The 26,467-nt window shown below is 72.0% G+C and carries 27 protein-coding genes, 1 other RNA gene and 1 pseudogene; 18 read left to right on the plus strand and 11 right to left on the minus strand.

Annotated features, from left to right (window positions below; translation table 11 throughout):
- Positions 1-227: 227 nt before the first annotated feature.
- The 5 genes and pseudogenes from ACHBTE_RS34525 (at position 228) to ACHBTE_RS34545 (ending at position 4,381) form a co-directional block, all read left to right on the plus strand.
- Positions 228-1,229, plus strand: coding sequence for a hemin ABC transporter substrate-binding protein (locus tag ACHBTE_RS34525; protein ID WP_394729496.1), 1,002 nt, complete (start codon positions 228-230; stop codon positions 1,227-1,229).
- A gap of 89 nt (positions 1,230-1,318) precedes the next feature.
- On the plus strand, positions 1,319-2,314 hold the full coding sequence (locus ACHBTE_RS34530) for a FecCD family ABC transporter permease (protein ID WP_394729567.1): 996 nt from the start codon (positions 1,319-1,321) through the stop codon (positions 2,312-2,314).
- Between the two features lie 122 nt (positions 2,315-2,436).
- Positions 2,437-3,255, plus strand: coding sequence for a heme ABC transporter ATP-binding protein (locus ACHBTE_RS34535; protein ID WP_394729498.1), 819 nt, complete (start codon positions 2,437-2,439; stop codon positions 3,253-3,255).
- Positions 3,256-3,261: 6 nt separating this feature from the next.
- Positions 3,262-3,429 (plus strand): annotated as a pseudogene (locus ACHBTE_RS34540) (iron transporter); the annotation flags it as partial.
- Positions 3,389-4,381: a hypothetical protein gene (locus ACHBTE_RS34545; protein ID WP_394729500.1), complete on the plus strand. Its 993-nt coding sequence runs from the start codon at positions 3,389-3,391 to the stop codon at positions 4,379-4,381. The pseudogene ACHBTE_RS34540 and the gene ACHBTE_RS34545, both read left to right, overlap by 41 nt.
- A 43-nt stretch (positions 4,382-4,424) precedes the next feature.
- Here ACHBTE_RS34545 and ACHBTE_RS34550 read toward each other — a convergent pair whose 3' ends face one another.
- Together ACHBTE_RS34550 and ACHBTE_RS34555 are read right to left on the minus strand one after the other, a co-directional pair.
- The gene (locus ACHBTE_RS34550; RefSeq protein ID WP_394729502.1) at positions 4,425-5,150 is read right to left on the minus strand and encodes a bifunctional DNA primase/polymerase; all 726 of its coding nucleotides are present in this window, start codon (positions 5,148-5,150) and stop codon (positions 4,425-4,427) included.
- Between the two features lie 199 nt (positions 5,151-5,349).
- Entirely contained in the window at positions 5,350-5,985 is a 636-nt protein-coding gene (locus ACHBTE_RS34555; RefSeq protein WP_394729504.1) for a TetR/AcrR family transcriptional regulator, read from the minus strand.
- Between the two features lie 110 nt (positions 5,986-6,095).
- On the opposite strand from ACHBTE_RS34555, the gene ACHBTE_RS34560 reads away from it, so the two are divergent.
- Positions 6,096-6,272: a DUF6243 family protein gene (locus ACHBTE_RS34560; protein WP_394729506.1), complete on the plus strand. Its 177-nt coding sequence runs from the start codon at positions 6,096-6,098 to the stop codon at positions 6,270-6,272.
- Here the strand turns inward: ACHBTE_RS34560 and ACHBTE_RS34565 are convergent.
- The 3 genes from ACHBTE_RS34565 to ACHBTE_RS34575 all read right to left on the minus strand — a co-directional run bounded on the left by ACHBTE_RS34565 (position 6,269) and on the right by ACHBTE_RS34575 (position 10,482).
- Positions 6,269-7,267, minus strand: coding sequence for a small ribosomal subunit Rsm22 family protein (locus tag ACHBTE_RS34565; RefSeq protein WP_394729508.1), 999 nt, complete (start codon positions 7,265-7,267; stop codon positions 6,269-6,271). The two genes, ACHBTE_RS34560 and ACHBTE_RS34565, sit on opposite strands and share 4 nt — an antisense overlap.
- A gap of 789 nt (positions 7,268-8,056) precedes the next feature.
- A complete protein-coding gene (locus tag ACHBTE_RS34570; RefSeq protein WP_394729510.1) occupies positions 8,057-9,232 on the minus strand; it encodes a serine hydrolase domain-containing protein in 1,176 nt (391 codons plus the stop codon).
- Complete coding sequence (locus ACHBTE_RS34575) at positions 9,184-10,482, minus strand: multidrug effflux MFS transporter (RefSeq protein ID WP_394729512.1); 1,299 nt, start codon at positions 10,480-10,482, stop codon at positions 9,184-9,186. Before ACHBTE_RS34575 ends, ACHBTE_RS34570 begins: the two co-directional genes overlap by 49 nt.
- Positions 10,483-10,569: 87 nt before the next feature.
- Here ACHBTE_RS34575 and ACHBTE_RS34580 point away from each other — a divergent pair, with 87 nt between their 5' ends.
- The gene (locus ACHBTE_RS34580; protein ID WP_394729569.1) at positions 10,570-11,613 is read left to right on the plus strand and encodes a Gfo/Idh/MocA family protein; all 1,044 of its coding nucleotides are present in this window, start codon (positions 10,570-10,572) and stop codon (positions 11,611-11,613) included.
- Here the strand turns inward: ACHBTE_RS34580 and ACHBTE_RS34585 are convergent.
- Positions 11,600-13,240, minus strand: a complete 1,641-nt coding sequence (locus ACHBTE_RS34585) for an alkaline phosphatase D family protein (RefSeq protein ID WP_394729514.1) — start codon at positions 13,238-13,240, stop codon at positions 11,600-11,602. The genes ACHBTE_RS34580 and ACHBTE_RS34585 overlap by 14 nt on opposite strands.
- 134 nt (positions 13,241-13,374) lie before the next feature.
- Between ACHBTE_RS34585 and ACHBTE_RS34590 the strand changes: the two genes are divergently transcribed.
- Positions 13,375-14,151 (plus strand): SDR family oxidoreductase, encoded by a 777-nt coding sequence (locus tag ACHBTE_RS34590; protein WP_394729516.1) that lies wholly within the window; start codon positions 13,375-13,377, stop codon positions 14,149-14,151.
- 328 nt (positions 14,152-14,479) lie between these two features.
- Here ACHBTE_RS34590 and ACHBTE_RS34595 read toward each other — a convergent pair whose 3' ends face one another.
- Positions 14,480-14,806: a nuclear transport factor 2 family protein gene (locus ACHBTE_RS34595; RefSeq protein WP_394729518.1), complete on the minus strand. Its 327-nt coding sequence runs from the start codon at positions 14,804-14,806 to the stop codon at positions 14,480-14,482.
- A gap of 148 nt (positions 14,807-14,954) precedes the next feature.
- On the opposite strand from ACHBTE_RS34595, the gene ACHBTE_RS34600 reads away from it, so the two are divergent.
- Complete coding sequence (locus ACHBTE_RS34600; protein ID WP_394729520.1) at positions 14,955-15,521, plus strand: DoxX family protein; 567 nt, start codon at positions 14,955-14,957, stop codon at positions 15,519-15,521.
- Positions 15,522-15,668: 147 nt separating this feature from the next.
- A complete protein-coding gene (locus ACHBTE_RS34605) occupies positions 15,669-16,058 on the plus strand; it encodes a MazG-like family protein (protein WP_394729522.1) in 390 nt (129 codons plus the stop codon).
- A gap of 25 nt (positions 16,059-16,083) precedes the next feature.
- Here the strand turns inward: ACHBTE_RS34605 and ACHBTE_RS34610 are convergent, their stop codons facing one another.
- A complete protein-coding gene (locus ACHBTE_RS34610; RefSeq protein WP_394729525.1) occupies positions 16,084-17,589 on the minus strand; it encodes an esterase/lipase family protein in 1,506 nt (501 codons plus the stop codon).
- A gap of 247 nt (positions 17,590-17,836) precedes the next feature.
- Here ACHBTE_RS34610 and ACHBTE_RS34615 point away from each other — a divergent pair, with 247 nt between their 5' ends.
- The 4 genes from ACHBTE_RS34615 to ACHBTE_RS34630 are packed head-to-tail and all read left to right on the plus strand — an operon-like array spanning position 17,837 to position 20,852.
- Positions 17,837-18,166 (plus strand): hypothetical protein, encoded by a 330-nt coding sequence (locus ACHBTE_RS34615; RefSeq protein WP_394729527.1) that lies wholly within the window; start codon positions 17,837-17,839, stop codon positions 18,164-18,166.
- Positions 18,166-19,431 carry a hypothetical protein gene (locus ACHBTE_RS34620; protein ID WP_394729529.1) on the plus strand — a complete coding sequence of 422 codons (1,266 nt, stop codon included), beginning with the start codon at positions 18,166-18,168 and terminating at the stop codon, positions 19,429-19,431. Before ACHBTE_RS34615 ends, ACHBTE_RS34620 begins: the two co-directional genes overlap by 1 nt.
- A gap of 58 nt (positions 19,432-19,489) precedes the next feature.
- On the plus strand, positions 19,490-20,194 hold the full coding sequence (locus ACHBTE_RS34625) for a hypothetical protein (protein ID WP_394729531.1): 705 nt from the start codon (positions 19,490-19,492) through the stop codon (positions 20,192-20,194).
- 25 nt (positions 20,195-20,219) lie between these two features.
- On the plus strand, positions 20,220-20,852 hold the full coding sequence (locus ACHBTE_RS34630; protein ID WP_394729533.1) for a hypothetical protein: 633 nt from the start codon (positions 20,220-20,222) through the stop codon (positions 20,850-20,852).
- 35 nt (positions 20,853-20,887) lie between these two features.
- On the opposite strand, the gene rnpB is transcribed toward ACHBTE_RS34630, so the two are convergent.
- Positions 20,888-21,294: RNase P RNA component class A (gene rnpB / locus ACHBTE_RS34635), an RNA gene on the minus strand.
- Positions 21,295-21,358: 64 nt separating this feature from the next.
- A complete protein-coding gene (locus ACHBTE_RS34640) occupies positions 21,359-21,925 on the minus strand; it encodes a Uma2 family endonuclease (RefSeq protein ID WP_394729535.1) in 567 nt (188 codons plus the stop codon).
- A gap of 121 nt (positions 21,926-22,046) precedes the next feature.
- Between ACHBTE_RS34640 and ACHBTE_RS34645 the strand changes: the two genes are divergently transcribed.
- Together ACHBTE_RS34645 and ACHBTE_RS34650 are read left to right on the plus strand one after the other, a co-directional pair.
- Positions 22,047-22,805: a MerR family transcriptional regulator gene (locus ACHBTE_RS34645; RefSeq protein WP_394729537.1), complete on the plus strand. Its 759-nt coding sequence runs from the start codon at positions 22,047-22,049 to the stop codon at positions 22,803-22,805.
- On the plus strand, positions 22,802-23,416 hold the full coding sequence (locus tag ACHBTE_RS34650) for a hypothetical protein (RefSeq protein ID WP_394729540.1): 615 nt from the start codon (positions 22,802-22,804) through the stop codon (positions 23,414-23,416). The genes ACHBTE_RS34645 and ACHBTE_RS34650 overlap by 4 nt, the downstream gene beginning before the upstream one ends.
- Here the strand turns inward: ACHBTE_RS34650 and ACHBTE_RS34655 are convergent.
- Positions 23,367-24,809 (minus strand): RNB domain-containing ribonuclease, encoded by a 1,443-nt coding sequence (locus ACHBTE_RS34655; protein ID WP_394729542.1) that lies wholly within the window; start codon positions 24,807-24,809, stop codon positions 23,367-23,369. The two genes, ACHBTE_RS34650 and ACHBTE_RS34655, sit on opposite strands and share 50 nt — an antisense overlap.
- 77 nt (positions 24,810-24,886) lie before the next feature.
- On the opposite strand from ACHBTE_RS34655, the gene yaaA reads away from it, so the two are divergent.
- Complete coding sequence (yaaA, locus tag ACHBTE_RS34660; RefSeq protein WP_394729545.1) at positions 24,887-25,669, plus strand: peroxide stress protein YaaA; 783 nt, start codon at positions 24,887-24,889, stop codon at positions 25,667-25,669.
- Positions 25,670-25,744: 75 nt separating this feature from the next.
- A complete protein-coding gene (gene eda / locus ACHBTE_RS34665; protein WP_394729547.1) occupies positions 25,745-26,380 on the plus strand; it encodes a bifunctional 4-hydroxy-2-oxoglutarate aldolase/2-dehydro-3-deoxy-phosphogluconate aldolase in 636 nt (211 codons plus the stop codon).
- Positions 26,381-26,467 lie beyond the last annotated feature (87 nt).

Here is a 26,467-nt window from a genome sequence, read left to right on the forward strand (position 1 = left end):
ACCATCGCTGCCACACCGCACTCGGCGGCCAGCCACCGATCAGCCGTGTGAACAACCCCGCGGGTCAATACACCTAGGGCGGGCAGGCATGAGGGGTCCTCCGGAGACGACGAGACGACGACCGATAGCGAACGAAGGTAAGGCTAACCTAAGCTTTGCTCAGTTGAAACGGGAGTGACCGACCTGATGCGACAGTGACCGAAAGGAACGGACGGACCGTGCGACCCTTGCGCACACGACTGACGGGCGCACTGCTCGCGGTGCTCGCCCTCACGACGGCGACGGCCTGCGGCGGTTCGCCGGGAGGGGCACCCACGAAAGGGGCCGCCGCCTCGGCCGCGAACGCCGACCGGGTCGAGCCGCTCGCCCGCCCGCCGGCGCCCGACCTCCCGGTCACGGTCTCCTCGGCCGACGGCAGGAAGGTGACGATCGACAAGGCGCGGCGCCTCGTCCCGCTCTCCGGCAGCCTCAGCGAGATCGTCTTCACGCTCGGGCTCGGCGACCGGGTCGTCGCCCGGGACATCACCGCCACGTTCGCCCAGGCGGCGAAGCTGCCCGTGGTGACGCGGGGGCACGATGTCTCGGCGGAGAGCGTGCTGTCGCTGCGGCCCGACCTAGTGCTGGCCGAGACCACCACCGGACCCTCGGAGGCGATCGACCAGATCCGCGCCGCGGGGATCCCCGTCCTGGTCGTCGCCCCGGCCCGGGGGCTCGACGACGTGGGCCCGCGCATCAAGACCGTCGCGGGTGCGCTCGGGGTGCCGACGGCCGGCGAGGAGCTCACCGAGCGGACGCAGCGGCGGATCGCCGCCGTAGGCAAGGAGGTTCCGCGCGAGAAGGAGCAGCCGAGGGTGGCCTTCCTCTATCTGCGCGGCTCCGCCTCCGTCTATCTCATCGGCGGCGCGGGCTCCGGCGCGACGTCCCTCATCGAGGCGGCCGGGGCGGTCGACGCCGGCGCCGAGTCCGGTCTGGCGAAGGACTTCACGACCATCACCAGCGAGGCCCTGGTCAAGGCCGCGCCGGACGCGATTCTCGTGATGCGCAAGGGACTTGAGTCCGTCGGGGGCGTGGACGGTCTGGTGAAGATCCCGGGGGTCGCCGAGACGCCCGCCGGGATGGAGCGCCGGGTCGTCTCCATCGAGGACGGCACCCTGCTGAACTACGGGCCGCGGACCGACCAGGTGCTGCGGTCGGTCGTGGCGCAGCTGTACGAGGGGGGCGCGGCGTGACCGTACTGGAGCGGGCCGTGCACAAGGCGGCGCCCGACGTGCCGTCTCGGGGCCGGCGGCACACCGTCGCCTGGCTGCTCACCGCCGGCATGAGCGTGGCCTTGCTGGTCCTGGTTCCCGTCGCCGCGGGCATCGGGGCGTATCCGGTCCCGGTCGGGGACGTGCTCGCCTCCGTGCAGCACAGAGCCGGGCTCGGGGGCGGCGAGTTGGACCGGGTCGCCGAGTCGGTGCTGTGGAACGTCCGCTTCCCGAGGATCGTGCTCGCGCTGCTCATCGGGGCCTCGCTGGGCTGCGCCGGAGCCCTGATGCAGGGCGTGTTCGGCAATCCGCTGGCCGAGCCGAGCACCATCGGCGTCTCTCTGGGCGCCGCGGTCGGGGCGGTGGCCGCGATCTCGCTCGGGCTGTCCTTCCTCGGCAACTGGACCCTGCCCGCGATGGCCTTCGTCTCCGGTCTGGGCACCGTGCTGCTGGTGTACGCGATGTCCCGCTCGAGCGGCCGTACCGAGGTCGTGACCCTGATTCTCATGGGCATCGCGGTGAACGCGTTCGCCGGTGCGCTCATCGGCCTGTTCATCTTCCTCGCGGACACCGCCGCGGTGAACCAGATCGCCTTCTGGCAGCTCGGCTCGCTCGCCCAGTCCACCTGGCCCAAGGTGACGGCGGTCCTGCCCTGTGCGGTCGTCGGGCTGGTCGTGGCCCCGCTGTACGCACGCCGGCTGGACCTGCTCGCGCTCGGCGACCGGCCCGCGCGGCATCTGGGGGTGGACGTGGAGCGGATGCGGATCGCGCTGATCCTGGTCGTCGCCCTGCTCACGGCCGCGGCGGTGAGTGTCTCCGGCGTCATCGGGTTCATCGGGCTCGTCGTGCCGCATCTGCTGCGGATGGCTGCCGGGCCCGGGCACCGGTTCCTGGTTCCGGGCAGTGCGCTGGGCGGTGCGGTGGTGCTGCTCGCCGCGGATCTCGCCGCGCGGACGCTGGCGGCACCCGCGGAGTTGCCGCTCGGCGTGCTCACCGCTCTGCTGGGCAGCCCCTTCTTCTTCTGGCTGCTGCACCGGACTCGACGGCGGCAAGGGGGGTGGGCCTAGGGGGTGTCTGCCAACCATGGCCCGCCCCCCGCCAATTCCTCTGCGCCGCAACGTGCGCTCGGCCCGCGCGACCTGCTCGCCGGTGCGGAACCGAACCGACCGCCCCTCCAAGGAGCCCGCCGATGAGACTCCTCCGCCCGCGTCCCACTCCCCCCTCGCCCGCCGAACCCGGCGACACCCTCGCCGAGGCGGCGGGCCTCCATGTCCGTCAAGGCGCCCGCCCCGTCCTGCACGGCGTCTCCCTCACGGTCCGGGCCGGTGAGGTACTCGCCCTCGTCGGTCCCAACGGCGCCGGAAAGTCCACCCTGTTGAGCGCGCTCGCCGCCGATCTGCCGGCGTTCGAGGGCACCGTCCTGATCCACGGCCGCCCCGCGAGCGACTGGTCCGCGCCCGAACTCGCCCTGCGCCGCGCCGTACTCCCCCAGTCCGCGACCCTCTCCTTCCCCTTCACGGTCGAAGAGGTCGTACGGATGGGCCGGGCACCCCACGCCGCCTCCCCCGCCGAGGACGACCTCGCCGTAGCCGAGGCGATGGCCGCCGCCGAGGTGAGCGCCTTCGCCGTACGGCCGTTCTCCGCGCTCAGCGGCGGTGAGCGGGCCCGGGTCGCGCTCGCCCGGGTGCTCGCCCAGCGTGCCCCGCTGCTGCTGCTCGACGAGCCGACCGCGGCCCTGGACCTGCGGCACCAGGAGCTGGTGCTGCGCCTGTGCAGGGAACGGGCGCGGGCAGGCGACGCGGTGGTCGTCGTCCTCCATGACCTGGGACTCGCGGCGGCCTACGCGCACCGCGTCGCGATCCTTCGCGCCGGGCGGGTCGCGGCGGACGGGCCGCCCGCCGAAGTGTTCTCCGCGCCGCTGCTGTCGGAGGTCTACGACCAGCCCGTCGAAGTGCTGCCGCACCCTGGAACAGGAGCGCTCCTGGTGAATCCACTGCGGAACCTTTGACTTCCCTTCGACGTCCGGCCGGAGCCCACCGTCCTCCAGGTCACGGTGTGGCCGCTGTACCTGATCCCGACGCTCGCGCTTTTCCTCGCCCCGGTAGGGTTCGCCTCCGGGAAGGGGAAGGTGAAGGAACCTGATGAGCAGGGATCGCGGCCCTCGAAGGCTCCGCAGGCTTGACCGGAGGGCACTGATTGCGGCCTCCGTGACCGCTTTGTCGTTGACGGCGAGCGGATGCGTGGTGGTCCACGGGGAGAAGGAGATCCTTCCCTCGGCCACCCGGGCGGAAGCCGCCAAGGCACTCCAGCAGTTCACCACCGCGTACAACAAGGCGGACAAGGCATACGACAACTCCCTGTACGCCGACCACGTCACCGGTGCGCTCAGCGACATCGACGGCGCACGGCTGAAGGCCGGCAAGGCGCTCAGCCCCGAGGGCAATCGGGCCCACGTCCCGCTGAAGCTGTCGGACGCGAAGATCACGATCCCGAAGAAGGCGGGCTGGCCCCGCTGGTTCGTCGCCGACACGGCCGCGAACAAGGGCGCCGGCGCGCGCTGGGTCTTCGTGTTCACCCGGGACGGGCTGGAAGAGCCGTGGGAGGCGGCGTATCTGACGCTGATGGCCCCCAAGGACGTACCGAAGTTCAAGACGGACAAGGACGGCTGGGCCGAGGCCGTCCCCGCCGATTCGGCCGGACCGGCCGTGCCGCCCGGGGATCTGAGCAAGGACTACGCGACCTATCTCAAGGACGGCGGGGACGTCTTCGCCGACGGTCCGCACACCAGCCGCTGGCGGGCCGACCGGGCGAAGGCCGCCAAACGGCCGGGTCTGGTGAGCCAGTTCATCGACGAGCCGCTGACCAGCGGTGACTACGCGCCGCTGGCGCTGCGCACGGCGGACGGCGGCGTGCTGGTGTTCTTCACCACGCGCTACTACGAGAAGCGGACGGCCTACGCGGGCACCTCCGTGCCCTCGCCGGGCAAGGCGGTGGAGGCCCTGACGGAGGGCGAGATAAAGCAGTCACTGACGCTGGAGTTCATCTCCAACGAGGCGGCCCTCGACCCGAAGGGCGCAGGCAAGGTGGACATCATCGGCCGGATCCAGGGGCTGACCTCGGCAAAGGGCGAGTAGCGGCGACGCCGGTGCGGTGGCTCAGTGGCGCATCAGTGCCGCATCAGTGGCGCAGGGGCCAGGCCGTGGAGACGTGGTCCTCGCCGACGTAGCGTGCGCAGGCGTCGGTGAGGACTTCCAGCAGGCTCAGCGGGTCGGGCAGCGGGTGCTCGGGGCCACGTACCCAGTGCACGGTCTGGTTCTCACCGGGCAGTTGCGCGGGTGGTACGAGGACGTAGGAGCCGCGGCAGTGCCAGCGCAGCCCCGGATGTTCGTCCATGGTCTCGGGGTGGCAGTCCAGCTCACACGGCCACCACTCGTCCTCGTCCTCGGGCGTGCCGCGGGTGAGGGTGAACAGCAGCATGCGGCCGTCGTCGCTCTCGGCGACGGGGCCCACCTCGATGCCGGCGTCCAGCAGCCGCTCGAGGGCCTCGCGGCCCGCTTCGAGGGGCACGTCGAGGACGTCGTGCACCATGCCGGTGGCGGTGATGAAGTTGGCCTGCGGCTGGTGGCGGGCCCAGCGCTCGATCTGGGCGCGGTCGGTGGTGGACTGCGTCTGCCAGGCGAAGGACACCGGGTGCCGGGCGGGCGTGGGACAGCCGACGCGGTCGCAGGAACATCGGTAGCCGGCCGGGTGCGCGGCGGGCGCGAGGGGCAGTCCCGCCGCGGCGGCTGCCAGCAGCAGGGTCTCCCGGCCACCGCTGTCCGCGGCCTCCTTCGGGCGGCGTCCGCGCAGCCACTGCGAGAGTTTGCCCTGTAGGCCGGTCCGGCCGCCCAACTCCGCGCTCATCTATCCCCTCGCCTCGCTGTCGTGCGGAACAGCATGCCCTATGGTCCCATCATCGTGCGCTCCGGGGGGCCGTAGCGGACAACCGGGCCAGGTGGGACGAGGCGTACACAGCATCGGCAATCAGGGATGATCAGCCGCTTTGGCGGGATTTACGGCCCTACCGCTACGGCCCTACCGCTACGGCCCTGGCCGGTGCGGCCTAGCTGGTGCGGGGCGCGAGGCCGTACAGCGCGTAGTCGACGAGGGTGTCCGTGTACGCGTACGAGATCGGGCCCGTGTACTGGAGCCAGCGCTGGGCGAGCGGGGAGACCCACAGTTCCAGGGCGATGCGCGGGTCGACCTCCGGACGGACCTGACCGGCCTCCTGGGCGGCGCGCACCCGGTCGACGTACAGCTGGAGCGAGGGTTCGAGGAGCTTGGCCATGAAGATCCGGCCGAGCTCCTCGTTGACCACGCCTTCGGCGGCCAGGGCGCGGGAGGGGACCTCGAAGCGGGGGTCTTTGAGCTGGTCGACGGTCAGGCGCAGGACGGCTTTGAGGTCGGCGGCGAGGTCGCCGGTGTCCGGGATGGCGAACTCGTACTCCGCGCCCGCGTCCCGGGACGCCTGCTCACTGAGGTCGAGGAAGGCCTCCAGCAGGACGTCCGCCTTCGACGACCACCAGCGGTAGATCGTCTGCTTGCCGACACCGGCACGGGCGGCGATGCCCTCGATGGTGGTCTTGGGGTAGCCGACCTCTCCGACGAGGGCGAGAGCGGCGTCGTAGATGGCGCGACGGGACCGCTCGCTGCGGCGGGTGGCGTCGGGTGCGGGCTGGGCGGATTTCTGGGCTGCCATGTCTTGAATTTATCAGGTTGACAAGACGGAGCGTCTCGCTGGATCCTTACGAGGTAAGCCTACGAGACGATACGTCTCGTATCTGAGTCGCTCAGTGAAAGGAGCCCACCATGACCCGAGGCGGAGCCGGAAACATGCTCGGAGTCGGCGGCAGCCGCAAGAACCTCGGCCGCAAGGCGCTGCGCGGCGGTGGCCGGGGCGGTCGTATCGGCGGCGGAGCCGACCCGCAGGCGCAGAAGAAGGAGCTGCTGCGCAAACTCCAGGAGAAACGGCAGAGCGGGAGTTAGCGTCCCGGATGCCCGGCCGGGGGCCATGCGTCGCCCCAGTCCGCGTCCCGCGCGGCCTTGTAGAGGTCGCCGTGGCGTTTGGTGACCGTGGTGCGGCGCAGGGCCGGCTCGGTCTCGCACAGGTCGAGGAGCACCTGGCCCTTGCGGATCTGGGGCTTGCGCACGACCCGGGCGGGGGCCGGGGTGACCGGGAGGCGGGTCGCGGCGACGTAGCTGAACTTCTCGTCCTCGTAGGCGAGGGAGCCGCCCTTGATCTGGCGGTGCAGGGAGGAGCGGCTCACCCGGGCCGCGAAGTGGCACCAGTCCGTGCCGGGGACGATGGGGCAGGCGGCGCTGTGCGGGCAGGGGGCGGCGATGTGGAACCCGGCCGCGACGAGGCGGTCGCGGGCCTCGATGACGCGGGTGTAGCCGTCGGGGGTGCCCGGTTCGACGATCACGACGGACCGGGCGGCGCCGGCGACGGTGTCGAGGAGGGCGGTGCGGTCGGCGGCGGTGAGCTCGTTGAGGACGTAGGAGACGGTGACGAGGTCGGGCGCCTCGAGGCTGAGCCCGGAACCGATCCGGGCGCGCTGCCAACGGGCCTTGTCCAGCGCGGGGTTGGCGGCGGCGATCTCCCGGCCGATCGCCAGGGCCGGCTCGGCCCAGTCCATCACGGTGACGCCGCGCTCGCCGGGCCAGGTCGCGCTGACGGCCCAGGTCGCGGCGCCGGTCCCGCCGCCGACGTCGGTGTGGGTGCCGGGCGTCCAGTCCGGCACGGCGTCGGCGAACGCCTCCAGCGCCGCCCGTACCGCCTCGAAGGTCGCGGGCATGCGGTACGCGGCGTAGGCGGCCACGTCGGCGCGGTCCCGCAGGATCGGGGAGTCGGTGGGGGTGGCCCCGCGATAGGTGGCGATCAGCCGCTCCACGGCCTGCGCGGCCTGGCGGGGCGGGAGGTCGTCGAGAAGGCTGGCCAGAGCGCCGCGGAGGGCGTCCGCCGGGGATGCGGGGGCGTTCACCCGGCGATTCTACGATCGCCCCCGGCACCGGCGACGCCTGCCCAAGACGCCATGGGGGCACGGGCCGGTGCCCCCGGCCGGCTCGGCCAGGCCGAGAGCCAGTGCCGGAAGGCCGGGGCGGGACGCCGGGCCGGGACGCCGGACGGCGCAGGCTCGCTACCGGGCGCCCGGACCGAGAGCCAGGGCCAGAGGCCGAGCCGGTAGGCCGAGCCGGAAGGCCGAGCCGAGAGCCAGGCCGGAAGGCCGAGCCGAAAGCCCGGGCCGAGAGCCAGTGCCGGAAGCCGGACCGGAGGCCCGAACCGAGAGCAGGGCCCGAAACCCCGGCCGGAAGGCCGAGCCGAGAGGCCGGACCGAGAGCCCGAGCCGGAAGGCCGGGCTGGGACGCCCGGCCGGGGCGCCGGGCCGTGCAGGCTCGCTACCGGCCTCGAACCGCCCGTGCCAGTCGTGTCGCCGCTCGGGCCCGCCCGCCCGTTGTCCGGCGGTCGGCGGCGGGGGTGCACCGTGTTCGCCAGGAGGATCAGGAACATGTCCGTCACCGGGTCCAGCACCAACGACGTGTCCCTGCACCCCGTGTATCCCACCACCCCCTGACCCGCCAGCTCCCCCATGGAGGCCGGGCCGGAAGCCGGGACCGAGAGCCACGGCCGCAAGGCCGAGCCAGAAGACCAAGCCAAGTGGCCGGACCGGGACCCCGGACTGCACAGGCTCGCCATCGGAAGCCCGGACCGAAAGCCCGAGCCGGAAGGCCGGGCCGGACGTCCGGCCGGGGCGACGGGCCGTGCAGGCTTGCTACCGGCCTCGGACCGCCCGTGCCAGTCGTGTCGCCGCTCGGGCTCGTGGGCCGTTGTCCGGTGGTCGGCGGCGGGGGTGGACCGTGTTGGCCAGGAGGATCAGGAAGGTGTCCGTCACCGGGTCCAGCACCAGCGACGTGCCCGTGAACCCGGTGTGTCCCGCCGCCCCCTGGCCCGCCAGCTCCCCCATGAACGACGGCTGGTCCAGTGTGAGGCCCAGGCCGGGCGGGGTGAGGAGGAGCTCCACGAAGTCGGGGCCCAGGATGCGGGCCGGGCCGTACGCGCCGCCGGAGAGGAGTGCGCGGCAGAAGACCGCGAGGTCGCGGGCGGTGGAGAACAGGCCCGCGTGGCCCGCCACGCCGCCCAGCGCCCAGGCGTTCTCGTCGTGGACGACACCCCGCAGCATCCCCCGGTCCGCCTTGGCCCACGGCCGGCGCTGGTCCTCTGTCGCCGCCGCGCCCGGGCAGGGGCCGAAATGGGTGGCCGTCATGCCGAGCGGGCGGGTGATGCCGTCGTGGATGAGGACGTCGAGGGTGCGGCCGGTGATGCGTTCCAGCACGTGTTGCAGCAGCAGGAGGTTCAGGTCGGAGTAGCAGTAGGTGCCGGGCACCCCGACCGGGGCCTCCGCGCGCAGCCTCTCCAGCCGCTCGGCGTCGTCGGCGCAGTCGTACAGCGGGAGTTCGGGGCGCAGCCCGGAGGTGTGGGTGAGCAGCTGCCGCACGGTGATGTCGTGCACCGCGGCGGCGCGGAAGTCCGGCAGATACGCCCCGACCCGGGCGTCGATGCCGAGCGTGCCGCGCTCGATCTGCTGCACCGCGGCGACCGCCGTGAACGGCTTGGTGAGGGAGGCCAGGTCGAACGGGGTGTCCGTGGTCATCGCGACCCGCGCCGCGGTCGGCAGTTCCACCCCGGCGTCCTTCTCCTCGTCGTGGGCGGCGTACCGCACGGCCCAGCCCGCCGCCTCCTCGACGGCGACGTAGGGGCCGCGTCCGACGATCAGCACGACGCCGGCCGCCCAGGGAGCGGGGCCGGTGGTGAGGTCGTGGACCTCGCGGACGAGATGTCGGATCTCCTCGGGGTCGAGTCCCGCCCGTTCCGGCGTGTCCCCGCGCAGTCTCGGCGCGCTCAGCTCTCTGCTCCCTCCGCAGCCGCACCTCTGTTCCAGGGACGGCACATTCCCATGAAGCAGCCCAGCGCCACCAGTGCTGCGGCCAGTTGGACGACGGCCATCGGAACGGCGGTGTCCTCACCGGCGACGCCCACGAGGGGCGAGGCGATCGCGCCGACCAGGAACGAGGACGTCCCGAGGAGCGCGGACGCCGAGCCGGCGGCGTGCTTGGTGCGCAGCAGGGCGAGGGCCTGGGTGTTGGGGAGGGTGACGCCCATCGCGGACATCAGGACGAACAGCGCGGCGGCCACCGGCGCGAGGCCCACCTCGCCGAAGACGCCCAGGGACATCAGCAGCAGCGCCGTCGCCGCCAGGATGACGATCGACAGGCCCACCCCCAGCACCCGGTCCAGGCTGACCCGCCCCACCAGCACCTTGCCGTTGATCTGGCCGACGACCACCAGCCCGACGGAGTTGAGCCCGAACAGCAGACTGAAGGTCTGCGGTGAGGCGCCGTGGATCTCCTGGATGACGAAGGGCGAGGCCGCTATGTAGGCGAACAGCGCGGCGAAGGCGAACCCGCCGGCCAGCGTGTACCCGGTGAAGGCGCGGTCGGCGAGCAGTCCGCGCATGGCGCGCAGGGCCTCGCCGACCCCGCCGCGGTGCCGGTCGGCCGGGGGTAGTGTCTCGGGCAGCCGCCACCACACGAGCCCGGCCAGCAGCACGCCGACGGCGGTGAGCACGACGAACACGCCCCGCCAGTCCGTCACTCGCAGAACCTGCCCGCCGATGAGCGGCGCCACGATCGGGGCGACCCCGGAGACCAGCATGAGGGTGGAGAAGAAGCGGGCCATGGCGACGCCGTCGTACAGATCGCGGACGACGGCCCGCGCGATGACGATCGCCGACGCGCCCGCGAGGCCCTGTGCGAGGCGGAAGGCGACCAGCGCCTCGACGGTGGGCGCGAACGCGCAGAGCACGGTGGCGAGGACGTAGACCGCGAGGCCGGTGAGCAGCGGGCGCCGACGGCCCCACCGGTCGCTCATCGGGCCGACGACCAGCTGTCCGAGCGCCATGCCGGCCAGACAGGCGGTGAGGGTGAGCTGGACGGTCGCGGCGGGGGCGTGCAGGGCTCTGGTGACCTCCGGGAGCGCGGGGAGGTACATGTCCATCGCCAGCGGGGGCGTAGCCGTCAGGCCGCCGAGGACCAGCGTGACCAGGAAGCCGGTGGCGCGCAGGGAACGGGTGGACCGGGGCGGTGCGGTCGGTATGTCAGGCGGTGACACCTCCGGTGTCGGCCCCCCACGGTCGGCCATGCGCCCCTCCCTCTCCGAGTGATCCGCCCTCTATGCTCTCAGCTCGTACAGAGTGCCGGGGGTCACATGAGCGAGGGGCGAGCCGCGATGGCGGAGCAGAGCGTGCGGTGGGGGATCCTGGCGACCGGCGGGATCGCCGCCGCGTTCACGGCCGACCTGGTGGACCTGCCGGACGCCGAGGTGGTGGCGGTGGCCTCACGGAACCAGGAGTCGGCGGACGCCTTCGCCGAGCGCTTCGGGATCCCGCGGGCGTACGGAGACTGGCAGGCGCTCGCCGAGGACGGGGACATCGACGTCGTGTACGTCGCCACCCCGCACGCGGCCCACCGCGAGGCCGCCGGGCTGTGTCTGGAGGCCGGGCGAGGCGTGCTGTGCGAGAAGGCGTTCACCCTGAACGCGCGCGAGGCCGGGGAACTGGTCGCGCTGGCGAAGGCCCGCGGCAGCTTCCTGATGGAAGCGATGTGGATGTACTGCAACCCGCTGGTGCGGCGGCTGAAGGCGCTGGTGGACGACGGCGCGATCGGCGAAGTGCGCCATGTGCAGGCCGACTTCGGGCTGGCCGGCCCCTTCCCCGCCTCCCACCGGCTGCGCGACCCGGAGCAGGGCGGCGGCGCTCTGCTGGACCTCGGCGTGTACCCGGTGTCCTTCGCCCAGCTGCTGCTCGGGGAGCCGTCGGACATCGCGGCCCGCGCCACGCTGTCCCCGGAGGGCGTCGACCTGCAGACGGGCGCCCTGCTCTCCTGGGACGGCGGCGCCCTGGCCTCGGTGCACTGCTCCATCGTCGGCGGTACGGCGACCTCGGCGTCCGTCACCGGCTCCGCGGGCCGGATCGACGTGCCGTACGGGTTCTTCTTCCCGGAGCGTTTCGTGCTGCACCGGGACGGCCGTGACCCGCAGGAGTTCACGGCCGACCCGGCGGACGGGCCCCGCAACAGCCTGCGGCACGAGGCCGTCGAGGTGATGCGGGCGCTGCGCGCCGGCGAGACCGAGTCGCCGCTGGTTCCGCTCCAGGGCACGCTCGCGGTGATGCGGACCCTCGACGCGATCCGCGACCGCGTCGGCGTCCGCTACCCGGGCGAGGCCCCCGACGGGGCCGTGGGCGACACGTCGCCCGAGCTCACGCCTGCTTGAGCCCGGGCGCCCCGGCCTCCGTCACGAAGGACGCGGCCGTCGTGACCGGCGCCCCCGGCCTGGTCACGTACGGCACCGTCTTGAAGTCGGCCCGCGCCTGGTCCTGCGCCAGCGCGACGGTCACATAGCCGCGTCGTCCGTCGTAGAACTTCAGGTGCGGGTTGGCCTGCATGTACGTGTCCCAGTTGGCGGGCCTTTCGATGCCGTCCCGGCCGCTGGCGATGGACGTGGCCACGATCTCCGTGCCGAGGGTGGCGGAGTCGGGGTCGTCGAAGTCGTCCTTGATGTCGAAGCCGTACCCGACGTGGACGTCCCCGGTGAGCACCATCAGGTTCTCGACGCCGGCCGCCTTGGCCCCGTCCAGCACCCGGCGCCGGGAGGCCCGGTAGCCGTCCCAGGCGTCCATCGACACCCGGGAGGGCGCGGTGAGGTCGAATCTGCGCTGGGAGAAGGTGACCTGCTGCGGTACGACGTTCCAGAGCGCCGTGGAGTCGCGCCAGCCGTCGAGCAGCCACCGCTCCTGGGTCGCGCCGGTCATGGTGCGCGCCGGGTCGTCGACCTCGGGGCCGGGGATCTGGGCGCCGTCGCCGTAGGCCTGGTTGGAGCGGTACTGCCGGGTGTCGAGCACGTCGAACTGGGCGAGCCGACCCCAGTGCAGGCGCCGGTAGAGCTGCATGTCGGGGCCCGTGGGCTGCTGCGGGGTGCGCAGCGGCTGGTTCTCCCAGTAGGCGCGGTAGGCGGAGGCGCGGCGCAGCAGGAACTCCTCCGGCGGGACGCTGCTCTCGGGGATGTCGTCGGCGTAGTTGTTCTCGGTCTCGTGGTCGTCCCAGGTGACGACGAAGGGGTGCGCGGCGTGCGCGGCCCTGAGGTCGGGGTCGGTCTTGAACAGGGCGTAGCGCAGGCGGTAGTCCTCCAGGGTCGTCGTCTCGCGGTTGAACAGCGCGGGGAGCGTGCGGTCGGTGTAGTTGCGGTAGCCGCCGACGGAGTTGACCGCGTACTCGTACAGGTAGTCGCCGAGGTGGAACACGAGGTCCACGTCGTCGGTGGCGAGATGGCGGTACGACGTGTAGTAGCCGTCGGTGTAGGACTGGCAGGAGACGGCGGCCAGGGTGAGGGAGCCGACCTCGCTGCCGGCGAGCGGCGCGGTGCGGGTGCGGCCGGTCTCGCTGATCCAGGTGCCGGTGCGGAAGCGGTAGTAGTACACGCGGTCCGGCTCCAGTCCGTCCGCCTCGACATGGACGGTGTGGTGGTACTCGGGGTGCGCGGTGGCGGTGCCGCTGACGGCGATCCGGCTGAACTGCTCGTCGTGCGCCACCTCCCAGTCCACGGCGACGCGTTCGGCGGGCAGTCCGCCGTCGGGCTGGTACGGGACGGGGGCGAGGCGGGTCCACAGAACGACGGAGCCGGGCAGCGGGTCGCCGGAGGCGACGCCGAGGGTGAAGGGGTCGGTGTCGATCCGGCGGGCGTCGAGCTCGGCGGCGCTCGCCGCGCCTCCGGCCGGCAGCTGCACGGCGAAGGCGAGCGCGGCGGCGGCGCCGGTGAGGGTCAGGAAGTGGCGACGGGCGATGTGCCGGGCGGCGGCACGCAGTTCGGGGGTGTGCTGGGGCTGCTGGGGTGCGTTGGTCATCCGGTCCTCCCCTGCCTGATGGATGCATGAGGCATTGGAGGAGTCGCGGACGACACTCGCTTGGCACGTACACAACACCCAGATGGCGGACGGATGAGTTTCGAATGGCGGACCCTCGCCTACGCTGCGACACCATGAACGACAGGCGAACGGACGCGAGGACGGACACGAGGGTCGCCGTGGTGACCGGCGCGGGCTCCGGCATCGGACGGGCGGTGGCCGTGGAGCTGCTGCGCGCGGGCTGGTCGGTGGCGCTGGCGGGACGGCGGGTCGAAACCCTGGAGGAGACGGCGGTGCTGGTGCCCGACGGGGCCGCGCTCGCCGTACGGACGGACGTGGCACGGCAGGAGGACGTGACCGCGCTGTTCGCCGCCGCCGTGGCCCGGTTCGGGCGGGTGGACCTGCTGTTCAACAACGCGGGGACGTTCGGCCCCGGCGGAGTGCCGGTCGAGGAGCTCTCCTACGACGCCTGGCGGCATGTCGTGGACACCAACCTCAACGGGGCGTTCCTGTGCGCGCAGGCGGCGTACCGGCAGATGAAGGAACAGGACCCGCAGGGCGGCCGGATCATCAACAACGGCTCCATCTCGGCGCACACGCCCCGTCCGCACTCGGTGGCCTACACGGCGACCAAGCACGCGCTGACCGGCCTGACCAAGTCACTGTCGCTGGACGGGCGGCCCTACGGCATCGCCGTCGGCCAGATCGACATCGGCAACGCGGCGACCGACATGACCGCGCGGATGCGGACCGGCGCCCTCCAGGCGGACGGATCCGTGGTGCCGGAGCCGGTGATGGACGTGGCCGACGTGGCCCGGACGGTACGGCACATGGCGGAGCTGCCGCCGGAGGCGAATGTGCAGTTCGCGACCGTGCTGGCGACGGCGATGCCGTACGTGGGACGCGGCTGAGCCCTCCGAGCGGGCCTCCGAAGCCACGGGGAGCCGCGGGGAGACACAGAGCGTCTCCATAAATTGCACAATCGGAATTCAAGATTCCGGTACATCGAGGCCGGTGAGCGGCTTATGCTCAAGTTCTCGTGCACCAGAGCTTCACATTTGGAGCACAGAGCCTCCGCAAGCCACTCCGAGGGGGGAGGCGGCAGCCGTTCCAGGGACCGGGTGGGGGTGGACCTCACGTGGGACCGCGAGGTACGCACCGGTACGTGGAACGGCTGCCGCACAGACCGTGGCCGGCCAGGTCGTGTGGTTCGGCCGGCGTGATGTCAAACGACAGGCCCTACGCCTGACCCGTCTCGAAGCGGGAGATCCGGCCGTCGTCCCCCACCTCGAAGTGCCACCGGGTGCGCATCTCGCCCCAGGTGTCGTTGCGGTAGGACGCGATGAGGTCGCGGCCGTGGTTCGACTCGTTGTCGACCTCCAGGTGACCGTTGGAGGTGAAGATCTCCCGGTCGATCCAGTCGGTGAGGTCGCGGTCGGTGCCGTCGTCCGCCATGGTCGCGTCGGGCGCGAGGACCTGCATGAAGCCCTCACGGTCATGGGCGTTGACCGCGGCCACGAAGGCGCGGACGGACGGATCGCTGAGTCTGGACGTCTGAATCGTCATACCGGTCAGCCTCACATCGGCCCCCATGCCCCGCCACCCGAACGGCCGCGAGGGCAGGCCGGTCGGGTGGCGGCGGTGGGACCGTGGACAGGCGGGAGGGGGACACGCGGGAGGGGATCCGTTCCTGCTGTCTGCTCCGGGAGTCGCTGTGAGTGCATACGACCGACGCGATCTGGGCCTGCTGCTGCTCCGGCTGGGAGCCGGCGGAGTACTGGCCGCGCACGGCACACAGAAGCTGTTCGGCTGGTTCGGCGGCCATGGCATCGAAGGGACCGGCCAGTTCATGGAGTCCGTGGGCTACCAGCCGGGCAGGGCGAGCGCGACGGCGGCGGGCCTCGCGGAGACCGGCGGCGGCACCCTGCTGGCGCTGGGGCTGGCGACACCCGCTGCGGGTGCGGCGGCGGCCGGCGCGATGGCGGGAGCGTCCGCGGTGCACGCCCCCAACGGTTTCTTCAATCAGGCGGGCGGCTACGAGTACGCCGCCACACTCGGCCTCGCCGCGACGGGCCTCGCGATCGCGGGCCCGGGCCGTCTCTCCCTCGACCATGCGCTTCGCCATGTCGTCGACCGCGGCTGGATGGTCCCCACGGCCCTGGCGGCGACGGCCGCCGTGACCGCCCTGGTGGTGGGGGCCCGGAACAGGCGGCTGGACCGGGCGGAGAAGGAGGAGCAGGCGGGGCTGTTCGACGAGCAGGAGGCGTTGTTCGGGGAGTAGGCGTCGTGCGGGGGCCGGAGGGCGTCGTTCGGCGCGTGGAGGGCGTCGTTCGGCGCGTGGAGGGCGTCGTACGGGGAGTCCGAGGCACGGCGCCCGGGTGCAGGGGGCGCGCTGCCCGGCCCCCAGGATCCGTGCCAAGCTGCGCGCATGACTGACCAGGCCGCCACCGCCCCGCACACCCCCGCCGCCGCCCCTCACACCTCCGCCGGCGAGGCCGCCGCCGATCTGTGGGCCACCGTCGACACCCTGTGGAACTGGCTGGACGCCGATCAGCCGGTCGGCGGACGCGAGGGTCTGCTCCTGCGCATCCTGAAGCTGTCGGAGGAGGTCGGCGAGGTCGCGCAGGCCGTCATCGGGGCGACCGGCCAGAACCCGCGCAAGGGGGTCACGCACACCTGGGAGGACGTACAGGGCGAACTGTGCGACGTAGTGATCACCGCTCTGGTCGCCCTGCGGACGCTGACGCCCGAGGCACGCGAGGTCTTCCTGCGGCACCTGGCGCGCGTCGAGGAACGCTCGGTGGGGCCAGGTTCCTGACCCTGGCCCGGCGCCATGAGCGCGGTCAGGTCCAGGGCGTGGCGACCAGCCGGATCCGCGCGTCACGGCCCACGAGGGGCGCGGCGGTGGTGGGCAGCGGGATGTGCGCGACCCAGCGGCCGGGGGTGGGGTCCTCGTCGACGCGGGGCTCCCCGGCGACGCGGTGGTCGCGGATGGCGCCTTCGATGTCCGAGTTCCAGGCGGCCCAGATGCCGGGGCCGGCCTCCGGCGTGCCGACATCGATGACGAGGGTGTCGGAGAAGTCGGCGGACTGTTCCAGGTGGTCGCCGAGGCGGAGGATGCCGCGCCGCTCGCGCAGGGAGATGAGTCGCACCTCGAGGATGAACCGCATGGGTTCGTCCGTGGCGGTCCGCAGACCACTGTTGAGAAAGGTGGTGGCCAGCGACACCGAGGCCGCGCCCCCGCCCTCGGGCGGCGGCTCCAGCTGAATCGGACACCAGTGGGCGGCGAGCCGTTCATGCATCACCACGGGCAACCCGCGCACCGACAGCCGCACCTCGGCCTGCCAGACGAGGTCGTCGTCCCCGGACAGCCGGTAGTCGACGAGCGACGCCTCGATCCGGGTGTCCCCGAACAGGAACCGCCGCAGATTCTGGTATCCCTCCTCGGAGTTGACCATCCCGTAGCGTCCGCTGTGGCTGCGGTGCACGAAGGCCCGCTGCGCGCCCGGCACTTGGGCCCGTTCGATTTGTACGAGCCCGTCACTGTGCGGCCCGACGGCGGCGGAGGACAGCCCGAAGGCGACGTCGTAGTCGGCGGGGTCGGTCCCGACGAGGCAGAAGACCCTGTCCAGGGGCAGCGCTCCCGGGCCCTCCGGCATCCGCCGGGCGTCCCACCCGTCGGGCGGACCGCCGGGGTCCCGGTCGGCCTGCGGGGTCAGGTACTCGTACATCCGCCGGGGCCCGAAGATGTCGGCACCCTGAATGCCGAGGGTGTCGCGGATCCGCTCGAACCAACCGCCCCCGACGTCGAAGGTGATACCGCCGTGCGGGGTGCCGTAGGTGAACAGCTTCGCGACACAGTCCGAGGCGTCCCGGCCCCTGTCGGGCAGGATCTTCTGCAACAGGCACCGGCAGATGAGCCCGCCCATGGAGTGGGCGACGAGGATGACGGCCGGGGCGCCGGTCTTCTCCCGCAGCCGGTCGATGAGCTCGAGCAGGTCGGCGGCGGCCTGCTCCAGCTGATACTCCTGCGGGCTGCCGCCCCAGGTGCCGGCCGAGCGGTCGTAGAACCGGTGGATCCACACACTGTCGGCGGGGACCTCGGCATGGTTGGCGAGGTAGGCCTCCTGGCTCCCCTTCACGAGCAGCTCGTAGCCCTCCTCACGGAGCAGACGCAGCAGCGGGCTCTCGAACTGGTGGAAGAGCGGCTGGTTGTGCGCGCCGACGCGGACGTGCGTGGACCCTTCGTTGAACCCGTAGAAGGGGTCGCCGACGGCCTTGTCGATCCCTCGAGTACCTCCTGCGAAGCCGCGGACGTAGACGAGGGGAAGTCTGCGGGGGTCGTCCACGGCTTGCCTCCCAGGGGCGGGGTCGTTCACCTCTCCTGCGTAGACGAAGCCCGACGCCCCGGCCACCGGGGTTAGCCCGAAGCGGTGACGCGTGGGGCAGGCCACCCGGCGACAGACCCCGGCGGTGGTCGCCGTGCCGACCGACTGCGAGGGCCTGTATGAGCCCTGTATATGGTGCAGCTGATGATTCGGATGATCCGATCATCCGCGAGTGACATTGGTGGCGGACACGGGGAGACACCGATCCATGGGGGATCACTTCAAGACGGATGTGGACGAACTCGCGCAGTTCCTGAAGAACCTCGAGGGCTGTGTGCGCGAACTTGACGAGGCGCGTACCGCCCTCGCCCATGTACGCGCGGATCAGATCGGCACCGGCCGGCTCGACGAGGCCTGTGACAAGTTCCAGGAAGAGTGGAAGTACGGGTCCGAGCAGACCAAGAAGATGATCGACGCGATCAGCGAGGGCGTGAAGGCGAACAAGAAGGGCTACGAAGAGGTCGAGGAAGCCCTGGAGAAGGCGTTCAAGCACATCGAGAAGTCGGCCACTTCGGGCGGAAGCGGGGACGCTCGCTGATGGCCTCGAACCCGTACCTCAACATCGGCTGGAACCCCGTACCCGGCATACCCACCGAGGTGGCCGCGCTGCAGAAGAAGGTGAACACGGCCGCCACCGCCCTCGACACCTGCCACCAGCAGCTGACGAAGCTCCTGGGCGAGTCCAGTTACTGGCAGGGCGAGGCCGCCGAACAGTTCCGCAAGACGCTCGACGGCGATCTGCCCAAGTACATCAAGGAAGCCGCGACCTCACTGCGGACGGCCGCCACCCAGCTGCACAACTGGGACGGCCACCTCACCTCCAACCGGGAGCTGGCGCAGAAGTACGACGCCGAGGCCGCCGACAAGAAGGCCGCCGCCGCCGAGGCGCAGCGCTCCTACGACCGGGCCGGGCAGAACCCGGATCTCCAGCTCTACAAGCAGACGTTCACGGAGGGCCCCGAGCTGGAAGCGGCCACGGCACGGCTGCAGACGGCCCAGAACAACCTCAACTCGGCGTCCGCGGCCCTCACCAAGGCCAACAACGAGTACAACGACCTCAACCGCAAGATCAAGGACCTGGAGACCCTGCACGCCGATCAGGCGGAGGGCGTCGCCAAGGCCCTCGACGGCGCGACGAAGAAGGCGCCGGACGAGCCGGGCTTCTGGAGCAAGGTCGGCGACGTCCTCAAGTCGGTCGGCGAGTTCCTGGTGGAGCACGCGGGCACGATCGGCGCCATCGCCGGCCTGCTCGCCCTCTTCCCGACGCCGCTGGCGCCCTTGTTCGCCGGCATCGCGGTCGTGGCGAGCGCCACCTCCATGGCCAAGAACCTCTCCGATCCGGAGTTCCGCAGCCAGTTGATGGGCGGCGGCAGCGGCATGGACACCTTCGCCGCCTGGGCCTCGCTCGCCGGTGACACCGTGGGCATGATCCCGGGCGGCAAGGCCCTCGGCGCCGCCGCCAAAGAGGTCACGGAGGGTCTGGCCGACGCCGGGCGGTGGGGGGTGGCCGTCTCCAACTCGGAGAAGGCGGGCGCCTTCGTCAAGGAGATCGTCCCGTCCTTCGCGAGGAACGCCACGGACGACGTCACCGACGCCTGGCGCGCGGCCGGGGAGTCGGCGAGCGGCTCGGCCAAGCTGATCGGTGAGATCAGCGCCGGCGGTCTCAACGTCGCGGCGAACATGGTCTCCTCCGCCGAGGAGCTGGGCCTGGTGGACAAGGACGGCTCCGAGCACAACGCGGCGGAGAGCACCAAGGCCGCCGCCACCGCGCACTCCATCGCGGGCCTCCTCGGCTGGATATGAGTCCGGCAGCCCCGATGCCCGAGCAACAAGCCCCGTTCCGTGAAAGGTGGACCACCCCGTGACGGAAACCCCCACGAGGGCGCCGCACGGCCGCACACCGGCGTTCTGGTACGGCCTGCCCCACGGCTATGTGCAAATCGACCTCGATCCCCCGCTGGACGGCGTCGTCGAACTCGTCCGGCAGGCCATGGCCCTGCCCCAGGACGAACGCGACCGTGCGGAGGAGGTGCTGCGTTTCTACGCCGCCACCGTCCGCGCCCTGAACGCGCAACGCGTGCAGAGCTGTGCCCTCGGCCTGCACCCGAACGACGACGGCGGCCTGACCTCGTCCGTTCTCACCATCACCACAGTGCCGACCTCGGGCAGCCATGCCAAGGCGGTCATCGCGAGCCTCGCCGGCACCGCGGCCGACCGACGCGACGTGGGCATGCGCCCCCTTGAACTGCCGTGCGGCCTGGGCTTCCTCGCCGAGGAGAAGCGCCGCACGATCGCTCCGGGCAGGCCGCCGGAGGGCGTCGAGGGCCCCCGGACAGGTCTGGTGTGGCAGGGCACGGTCGCGGTGACCGGGCCCGGTGGCCGCGACATCGTGATGCTCCAGCTCGTGACGGAGGCGGTCGACCAGGCCGACGACTACCGCGACGTGCTCCTCGGCATCGCCCGTACCCTCACCTACACCGACCCCACGCAGCCGGTGTCCGGGGAGATCCAGGACTCCCCCGCGCCGGGCAGCGCCGCGCACCAGGTACAGAGCGACTTCGGATGACCCACACGACTAGGAGTGACGTCGCATGACGCAGCCGCACCAGGCCCCGGAAGTGGCCGCGGTCCTCGCGCACAACAAGGCCGTCAGGACCCGGCACATCGCCGTGCGCGCCGCCCTCGGTGCGGCGCTGATCGCCCTGCCCTTCGTGCTCGTCGCCGCGGGAGTGCCGAACACCTTCCTGACCGTGCTGCCGATCGTGCTCGGCCTCTTCGTCCTGCTCTTCCTCCTGCTCCGGGTCCGGCACGGCCGGCGCCTCGGGGTGTGCGAACAAGTCCTGCGCACCTACCCCCTGGAGTACCGCGACCGCGTCGACAAGCGCGGCTCCGAGCGGCTGCTGCTCGGAACCGTGCACACGGTGAAGCTGTCCCTCCGCGGACAGCACGGCGCCCGCACCATGCGCGCCGTCAGCGCGTCCACGGTCCGCCGCTGGCCCCAGGGCACCGACAACGGCGCCTGGTTCGCGGGTGACCCGGCCTTCGGCGGCGTCATGATCGTCCCCGGCACGAACGACATGCTGTTCCTACAGCCCGCCGACTGGCAGAAGTACGAACCCGAACGCACCCAGTCCGACCCCCACCGCCAGGCTTTGGCGGCCCAAGCGGGGATCTCCAGGCTGCTGGAGAAGGAGGTCAATACGATCGCGGCGTTGGGGGGGTGAGCGGGGGCGCGGGGCGCGCGGGGCGCGCTTGGGGGCAGACGAGTCGGGCTGTACGCCGGGTTCTGTTCCCGGGGTTCCTCGCGGAGCCCCGGGCGACGGCCATCCATCTAGGGCCGGCGTTGCCGCCGGCCTCGTGCGGTCTACCCGCGGACTCGGGCGGGCAGCCCTCGGTCGTCCGCGCAGGGCCACCGGTTACGGCGGCCCCTTCTTGACCTTGCTCCGGGTGGGGTTTACCTAGCTGCCCAGGTCGCCCTGGGCACTGGTGGTCTCTTACACCACCGTTTCACCCTTACCCGGCGCCGAAGCGCCGGGCGGTTTGCTTTCTGTGGCACTGTCCCGCGGGTCACCCCGGGTGGCCGTTAGCCACCACCCTGCCCTGTGGAGCCCGGACGTTCCTCGGGAAGCCCCCTGAGGGACTCCACGCGGCCGTCCGCCCGGCTCGTCTGCCGTGTGGACCATGGTACCGGCCTGCGGGGGCGCGGGCGGACCCTGGCTGTCGCCGCCCGTCAGAGGAAGTCCGCCGTGTCCAAGTCGAACGCGAACGGCTCGGGCAGAGTCAGGTGCTTGCCGAAGGCGACGGCGCGGAGCTCCTGGTAGTCGGCCGACTCCGGGGCGCTGTGCAGCGTGGTCCACGAGGTCTCCCGGTCGACGAGGAGGTAAAGGGGGATGCTCGCGCGGGCGTAACAGCGACGCTTGATCTCCCGGTCGATCCGCGGCTTCGAGGACGTGACCTCCAGCACCATGGCGACGCCCTCGCACGGCATCCAGGCATCGGCACCCCGGTAGAGCCTCAGCTCCTTCGGAGCGAACATGCCGTCCGGGATCACGTGGTCCTGTGGGTAGCCGTCGGCATTCTCAAGCTTGAGCCCCCTGTTCCCGGAGAACTGCATCTCGGTCTCGGATCGCCGGTGCATCTGGCCCACGATCCGGCTGACGCAGTGCTTGTGATGCCCGTCAGGCACTGGGGTGACGGAGAGTTCTCCCTCGACCAGTTCGCCCCGCAGACCCTGCGGGGTGTTCAGGTCAGCGAACCAGTCCAGCAACAGCTTCTGCGTGATCGGATCCTGCGCCATGGCCCCATGGAACGCCCCGCCATCGGCTCACCGGCACGGAACAGCGACAGATCACCTGTACGGGAGTCCGCCGGAGGCGTGCCCTTGACCTTGCCGCGACGTCAACGTCTCTACTGATCCCATGCGGATCGGAGAACTCGCCGCCGCCGTCGGCGTCACCACGCGGACCGTGCGGCACTATCACCATCAGGGGCTGCTTCCCGAGCCCGAGCGACGGCCGAACGGGTATCGGGAGTACACGTTGCGGCATGCCGTCGTGCTGGCGCGGATCCGGCGGCTGACGGAGCTGGGGCTGGGGCTCGCCGAGGTGCGGGACGTGCTCGCCGAGGATGCCGGGAAGGATCTCGTCGAGGTGCTGACCGAGCTCGACCAGGATCTTACCCGGCAGGAGGCCGCCGTCCGGGAGCGGCGGGCCCGGTTGCGGGCGTTGCTGGAGGACGAGGGCGGGTTGCCGGAGGAAGGGCCGGTGTCGCCCCAGCTGGCCGCTCTGTTCAAGGACATGCGGCATCTTGCCGATTCGCCCATGGCCGCGAAGGACCGCGAGATGCTCGCCCTGATCGAGACGACCGCGGATCCAGAGGGGCGCGAGGAGTTCATGGCCGTGCTCGGGAGTGTGATCGCGTCGCCCGGAGGCAAGGAGCGTGCCCTCGCCGCCTACACCCTGCTCGATGAGCTCGCGGACGCCGAGCCCGACGATCCGCGGGTGGCGGAGGCGGCCCGGGCGCTCGCCGAGTGCCTGCCCCGCGGTCTGTTTCCCGGGCCCGTGGAGGTCGACCCCGACAGCAGCTTCCTGCGCGCCTTCTACGCCGACTTCGCTCCGGCCCAGGCCGAGGCCATTCGCCGTACCCTGCACATCCTCACGGAAGGAGACGGACCGTGACGCGGACCGCGCTCACCCTCGTCCGGCACGAACTGCGGCTGCTGGCCAGTCTGGGGCTGTGGGTGGCCCGGCGCCGGCACGGGGCCGGTGACGGGACGGCCTTCGGGTATACGCGGGGACAGGGCGCGATGATGTTCGGATTCGGGTTTGTCATCGTGATCGAGTCGATCACCATGTCCGTGCTGCTGCGGGACTACCCGGCCGTGCAACGCGTGTGGTTCATGGTGGACATGTACACCCTCGTGCTCATCGTCGGGATGCATGCCGCCTCCGTCGTACGACCGCATGTCCTCGACGGCGACTTCCTGCGTGTCAGGCGCGGTGCGCACGTCGATCTGCGCATACCGCTGGAGCGGATCGCGCGGGTGCGGAGGGAGCTGCGCACCACCCATGAGCGGACCGAGGGCGAACTGAACCTCGCCGTCGGCGCCCAGACCGCCGTGACGCTCGAACTCGCCGAGCCCGTGGCCCACTTCACCTTCCTCGGCCGCCGCCAGGACATCCGTCTCGTGCGCTTGCACGCCGACGACGCCGACAGCCTCGTCAAAGAGGTCGAGTCGGTCACGCGGGCTCGAAGCGCACCCTCGCCGCTCCCGGATCCGACTGGGTGAGGCGGACCCGGAGCCGTTCCCCGAGCGGCAGTCGCTTCCCGTCCGGGGCCTCGATCCTGCCGATCACCGCCGGGGACTCCAGCTGCACCGTGCCGGTGCCGGGCCGGCGCTCCTCGACCTCCACCACCCAGCCGTCGAACTCCTCCCCCACCCGGTCCTTCAGCAGTGCCGCCTCCACCAGGTCCACGCACTCGCGTTCCACTGTCCCGGCCCGCCGCGCGCCCTGCGCCATGCGGGCCGGCAGCGCGTCGAGGGCGGCCGACACCCAGTCGGGGACGGGCCGGCCCGCGGCGGCGGCCAGGCAGATCTCGGCCGCGTACCGGTCGCCGAGACGGCGCAGGGGTGCCGTGCAGTGGGCGTAGGGGGCGGCCACCGCCGAGTGGGTGGTGATGGCGGGGAGGGTGCCGTCCCGGAAGGCGGTGTAGCCGGCGCCGCGCAGCAGCGTCGTGCACTCCTGGAGGAAGGCCGCGTGGTGCGGGCGGTGCGGGTCGAGGGCGCGGACCACTGCGGCGTACGAGACATGGTGCGGCCAGTCGATGTGCAGGGCGTGCGCGGTCCGGCGCAGACGGCCGACGGCGCCGTCCGGGGCGGCGGGAAGGGTGCGCAGGAGGCCCGTGCCGTGCGCCAGCATCAGGTCGGCGGCGGCCATTCCGGTCAGCAGGGAGATCTGGGCGTTCCACCCTTCGACCGGGTGCGGGGCGCGAAAGGCGAGCCGGTACGTGTGATCGCGTTCCTCGATCTCCTGCTCGGGGACGCCGAGCGAGATCCCGCCGCGCTCCACCTCCAGCCGTTCCCGCAGCTCCCCGACCTCCTTCAGCAGTGTCTGCGGCTCCTCGGCGCTCCCCTCGTCGATCTCCCGCTGTACGCCCGCGTAGTCCAGCTTGGCCCGGCTGCGGACCAGGGCGCGGCGGACGTCGACGGCGAGGGTGCGGCCCTCCGCGTCGAGGTCGATGGTCCACAGGACGGCGGGCCGGTCCTGGCCGGGGAGCAGACTCGCCGCGCCCTCGCTCAGCAGCTCGGGGTGGAGCGGGATCCGCGCGTCGGGGAAGTACAGGGTCGTCACCCGGCGATGTGCCTCGCCGTCGAGCGCTCCCGACGGTACGACGAAGGCGGCGACGTCCGCGACGGCGTACCGGACGCGGTAGCCGGTGCCCTGCCGGGACAGGTGCAGCGCCTGGTCGAGGTCCCTGGAGGCGGGCGGGTCGAGGGTGAGGAAGGGGATGTCGGTGGCGTCGTACGACGGCAGGGCAGGGGCCTTCGCGGCGCGTTCGGCCTCCGCCAGGACCTCGGGCGGGAAGCCTCGGGGGACGCCGAGTTCGGTGCGCAGGGTGGTGAGGGCGGCTCGGAGGGGGGCCTCGGGGGCGCCGGTCACGCGGATGTGGCGGCGGGGCATGTAGCGAGCGTAGGTCGGGGTCCGCCCGGTGGCACGCCGTACGCTGTCCCGGAGCTCTACAGAGAAGGAGATCTTCCGTGCTGGTCCTGCTGCCGCCCTCCGAAGGCAAGGCGTCCTCCGGCCGCGGCGCCCCGCTGAAACCGGAGTCGCTGTCGCTGCCCGGCCTCACCGCGGCCCGGGAAGCCGTCCTCGGTGAGCTGGTCGAACTGTGCGCGGCCGACGAGGACAAGGCACGGGACGTGCTCGGGCTCAGCGAGGGGCTGCGCGGCGAGGTCGCCAAGAACGCGGAGCTGCGGACGGCGGGGGCGCGGCCGGCCGGGGAGATCTACACGGGGGTGCTGTACGACGCCCTCGGCCTGGCGTCCTTGGACGCGGCGGCGAAGAAGCGGGCGGCTCGGGCGCTGCTGGTGTTCTCGGGTCTGTGGGGTGCCGTCCGGGTCACCGACAAGATCCCCTCCTACCGCTGCTCGATGGGCGTGAAGCTGCCCGGCCTGGGGGCGCTCGGCGCGCACTGGCGGGCGCCGATGGCGGATGTGCTGCCCGAGGCCGCCGGGAACGGGCTCGTGCTGGATCTGCGGTCGTCGGCGTACGCGGCGGCGTGGAAGCCGAAGGGCGAGGTGGCCGGGCGGACGGCGGCGGTACGGGTGCTGCATGCGCCGACGCGCAAGGTCGTCAGCCACTTCAACAAGGCGACGAAGGGGCGGATCGTACGGAGCCTGCTGACGGCCGGGGCCGCGCCCGCCGGGCCGGCGGAGCTGGTGGAGGCGCTGCGGGATCTCGGCTACGTGGTTGAGGTGGAGGCGCCCGCGAAGGCCCAGAAGGCGTGGACGCTGGATGTGCTGGTGGACGAGATCCACTGACCCGCAGCCCAGGACCTGATTGCAAGTACTGCAACGAGCTTTGCGCAGGGTGCTTCACCTCGGCAGGATGAGGCCATGACCTCCTCAGTCCTGGATCTCGCGCCCGTCGTCCCCGTGGTGGTGGTCGACGACCCCTCCGACGCCGTACCGCTGGCCCGGGCGCTGGTCGCGGGCGGGCTGCCCGCGATCGAGGTGACGCTGCGGACGCCTGTCGCACTCGACGCGATCCGGGCGATCGCGGACGCCGTGCCGGACGCGGTGGTCGGGGCGGGGACGGTGATCACACCGGCGCAGGTGACGGAGGCCGTCGCCGCGGGGGCCGGGTTCCTGGTCAGCCCGGGCTGGACGGACGTACTGCTGGCGGCCATGCGGGCGTCCGGGGTGCCGTGTCTGCCGGGGGTGTCGACCACGTCCGAGGTGGTGGCGCTGCTGGAGCGCGGGGTGCGGGAGATGAAGTTCTTCCCGGCCGAGGCAGCCGGGGGTACGGCGTACCTCAAGTCGCTGTACGGCCCGCTGCCGCAGGCTCGGTTCTGTCCGACCGGCGGCATCGGGGCCGCGACGGCACCCGGCTATCTCTCCCTGCCCAACGTCGGCTGCGTGGGCGGGAGTTGGATGCTTCCGTCGGACGCGGTGGCGGCGCGGGACTGGGGGCGTGTCGAGGCGCTGGCGCGCGAGGCGGCCGGGCTCAGGAGGCCGGGCGCGCGGGTGTGACGTGCCGCCCGGCGCGCCGGTGAACCGTGTCGCCGGGCGCGCAGGCGTGACGTCTCGCCAGGCGCTGAGCAGCGAGCCCGCGAAGTG

Origin of the sequence: Streptomyces sp. M41, assembly GCF_043673425.1 — a bacterium.
Taxonomy (GTDB): Bacteria; Actinomycetota; Actinomycetes; order Streptomycetales; family Streptomycetaceae; genus Streptomyces.